5 protein-coding genes are annotated in these 2,706 nt (G+C 72.0%); all 5 read right to left on the bottom strand.

Annotated elements, in window-relative coordinates; all coding sequences use genetic code 11:
- Positions 1 to 294, bottom strand: a 294-nt coding sequence (locus tag BN12_RS25680; RefSeq protein ID WP_048555814.1) for a hypothetical protein, incomplete at its 3' end; no start/stop codon positions are given.
- A complete protein-coding gene (locus BN12_RS23150) occupies positions 294 to 587 on the bottom strand; it encodes a hypothetical protein (protein ID WP_048555769.1) in 294 nt (97 codons plus the stop codon). The genes BN12_RS25680 and BN12_RS23150, both read right to left, overlap by 1 nt.
- A complete protein-coding gene (locus BN12_RS23145) occupies positions 584 to 1,426 on the bottom strand; it encodes a hypothetical protein (protein WP_157635645.1) in 843 nt (280 codons plus the stop codon). Before BN12_RS23145 ends, BN12_RS23150 begins: the two co-directional genes overlap by 4 nt.
- Entirely contained in the window at positions 1,423 to 1,623 is a 201-nt protein-coding gene (locus tag BN12_RS23140; protein ID WP_157635646.1) for a hypothetical protein, read from the bottom strand. The genes BN12_RS23145 and BN12_RS23140 overlap by 4 nt, the downstream gene beginning before the upstream one ends.
- Before the next feature lie 49 nt (positions 1,624 to 1,672).
- Positions 1,673 to 2,479 (bottom strand): hypothetical protein, encoded by an 807-nt coding sequence (locus BN12_RS23135; protein WP_157635647.1) that lies wholly within the window; start codon positions 2,477 to 2,479, stop codon positions 1,673 to 1,675.
- Positions 2,480 to 2,706: the final 227 nt, after the last annotated feature.

The following is a 2,706-nucleotide window of genomic DNA, read 5'->3' as shown; positions in this document are numbered from 1 at the left end:
GACCGGGCCGGCGATGGCCGCGGGGACGCCCTGCCGGGCGTCGTCCGGGGTGGCCGGCAGCATCGGTGCGGCAGCGGCCTGGTCGCGGTAGGCCGGCCCGGTGCCAGTGGCCGAAACCTTCGTGGCCACACGCTGCGTCGTGGGCTGGGTGTCCGCGCTCCGCAGGCCGTAGTGGAGCGCGAGGCCGAGGCCGACCACGAAGAGCAGGGCCGCCGCGACCCCCGCTGCCAAGGTGGCCAGGAGGCGTGAGCGTCCCCACCCGCCGTCGGCGGTGGTCTGCCCGGCTCGGGTCATCAGACGCACCCGGCCCCGGTCAGGGCGCGAACGATTCCGGGAAGGACCAGGTAGCCGATCACCGCGAGGAAGACGACGACGACGCCGACGATCCCGGCCTTCGATGCGTGCGGCATCCCGAAGATGCGACCGGCGACGATGGCACCGATGCCGATGACGACGCCGAGGACGAACAGGATGATCGTGCCCCACAGGACGTAGCCCATGAGCTGATCGGTGTAGCGCTGCGCTCCAGGCGGTGCGACGGGGCACACCTGCGGGAGGGTGGCGAGCTGGCGAGTGAGTGCGTTCATGACGGGCTTCCCTTCGTGGTTTCTGCGGCCACGGTGGCGCGGAGGACTTGGTCTGCTGCGGTGAGCAGCGGGGTGGGTAGTGCCTCGGAGTCGAGGCCGCGCACGGCGAGGGCCCGGTCGACGGGAATCTGGTGAAGGTCCCCGCGCTGGTCGAGTTGTCGGGTCAGGGTGCCGAGGCTGTGCTCGAGGCCGCGGGGCCACTTGCGTCTGGTGGGGCCGAGCACGGCACCGAGGACTCGACGTCCGGCCAGCAACGACAGGGCTCCCTCGAGCCGCCGCAGCCCGGGGATGGTGGCGGTGGTGGCCACGACCACGTGCTCGGAGTGGAGAAGCTGGTCGGCAAGCCAGTTGGGGCTGGCCAGTACCTGCTCGAGCTCCCATCCGACGTCGAGGACGGTCAGCGTGAGCGCTGCGGCGGGGTCGGTGGGGGTGGGCACCTCGTCGGTGCTGACGAGGATGTCGCTGCCGCGCTCGAGGAGGACGTCACCTCGTGTCCCTTGTGACCACCCGGTGGGGTGCTGGCCCAGTTCCGCGGTGGAGGCTGGTGCCAGTCCGGAGGCGGTGGCGGTGCAGCACTCGACGATGCGGGTGGCGCCCGGCGCGCGGGTGGCCAGGGCCAGCGCCAGCGTGGTCGCTCCGACGGATCCCGCGCAGCCGACGACGGGCAGCACGGGCTCGTCGGGGTGCCAGCCGTGGGGTGTGGTCTCGTGGCCGTTCCCGGCTCCGGGTCGCTGACGGGGGCGGAAGTCGCCGGCCTCCACGGACCGCCAGGCCCGCTTGAGCTCTTGGACGCTCACTGCGGCCCTCGAGGGCGTTGGATGGGTGGTGTGTGTGGTCATCGGGTCCCCTCCTGCTCGAGCGCTGTGCGCCGTGCCTCGAGGGCGGCGCGCAGGCTGCGAGCGTCGAGCCGGGCCAGGGCTGCTCGTGCGGCATGCACCTGGTGCAGCCGGTCGACGCACCCGGCCAGCGCGGCGAGAGCTTCGCCTTCGCTGCCGGCCACGTCCATCAGCCGGTTGAGTTCGGTCTCGTCGGTCATCGTCATCACCTCGTCGCCGTAAGCCGGTCGAGGTGGCTTGGTGGACATGTCAGGCGGAGGCACGCTGCTGGGTGCCGCAGACGACGCGCAGGGCATGGACCGACCGGGCTGCGCGGCGCCGCACGGTCCGCGAGGAGACACCGCGCTCGGCCGCGACCGCGTCGGAGGCGGCCGGGGCCATCAGTCCGGCGTGACCGCGCCCGGAGCGGGCGGGGTTCGCCGCGTCGGCGGCGTGGGCGAGGCTCAGCAGCAGGTCGCCGTCGTCCGGGGTCAGGGCCCCTCGAGTCGTCGCGACCTCGAGGATGTCGTCCAGTTCCTGCTCGGCCGTGGGTCCGCCCGGATGGACGCAATGGGCTGCCTCGGCCCACACCTCTGCGGTGGGCGGGAAGGGGATGGTTCGCGTTCCGGTGCGGTCGCCTGCCTCGCCGATCCCCAGGTCGCGCATCACGCCCTTGCGGGTGTTCATCAGAATGTTGGCGGCCACCTTGTGCCCGCGCTGCCAGGGGAATGTCCTGGCCTCGACCCATAGCTGGGCCGCGAGGATCTCGTCGATGCGGCGGCTGAGCCGGCTGAGCCTGAACGCCAACAGGCTGGCTCCGGGTAGCAGCACCCAGGTGAGGACGCCCGTCGCGGCCACGTCGTCACCCCCGTCCGGGGCGGACAGCTGGGCAAGGGTGAGCAGGACCTCGTCGGCTGCGTACCAGTCGGCGTCGCGGAGCCAGGCCGGGAGGTCGTCCATTTCGTCGATGGCGACCAGGGCGCCGTGGCGCAGTTGCCAGTGCGGCCATCGCTGTCTTGCCAGGGCCAGGACCTCGCTGCCGTGGTCGGCCAGCCCAAGGTGTGTTGCGACGCTCATCTCAAGTCCCTTCCGCCGTGTCGACACGGCAGGAAAGGTCTCGGCTGGTCGTCCCCGACTTTGTCACCGTGGTGGGCCAGGCGGGTTGGGGTACGTCCCGGCCTGGGAGGGATACGACCCTCTGACCTGCGACGATGCGACGTACCCCAACACGACGAAGTTCCTGGGCGGCGACACTTGCCTGCGGGCGTCTCATCGCCCCTGGCCCGCCTTGTCGGCGGTCAAGC

The sequence above is a fragment of the Nostocoides japonicum T1-X7 genome (genome assembly GCF_001046855.1).
GTDB classification, from domain to species: domain Bacteria; phylum Actinomycetota; class Actinomycetes; order Actinomycetales; family Dermatophilaceae; genus Nostocoides; species Nostocoides japonicum.
The sequence above is the reverse complement of the archived record's forward strand: the minus strand, read 5'-3'. Positions and strand labels throughout refer to the sequence as shown.

What these genes read in the sequence shown, in the direction of transcription:
- BN12_RS23150 (WP_048555769.1), bottom strand. Translation starts at nt 587, where the DNA reads ATGAACGCACTCACTCGCCAGCTCGCCACCCTCCCGCAGGTGTGCCCC.
- BN12_RS23140 (WP_157635646.1), bottom strand. Translation starts at nt 1,623, where the DNA reads ATGACCGACGAGACCGAACTCAACCGGCTGATGGACGTGGCCGGCAGC.
- BN12_RS23135 (WP_157635647.1), bottom strand. Translation starts at nt 2,479, where the DNA reads ATGAGCGTCGCAACACACCTTGGGCTGGCCGACCACGGCAGCGAGGTC.
- BN12_RS23145 (WP_157635645.1), bottom strand. Translation starts at nt 1,426, where the DNA reads ATGACCACACACACCACCCATCCAACGCCCTCGAGGGCCGCAGTGAGC.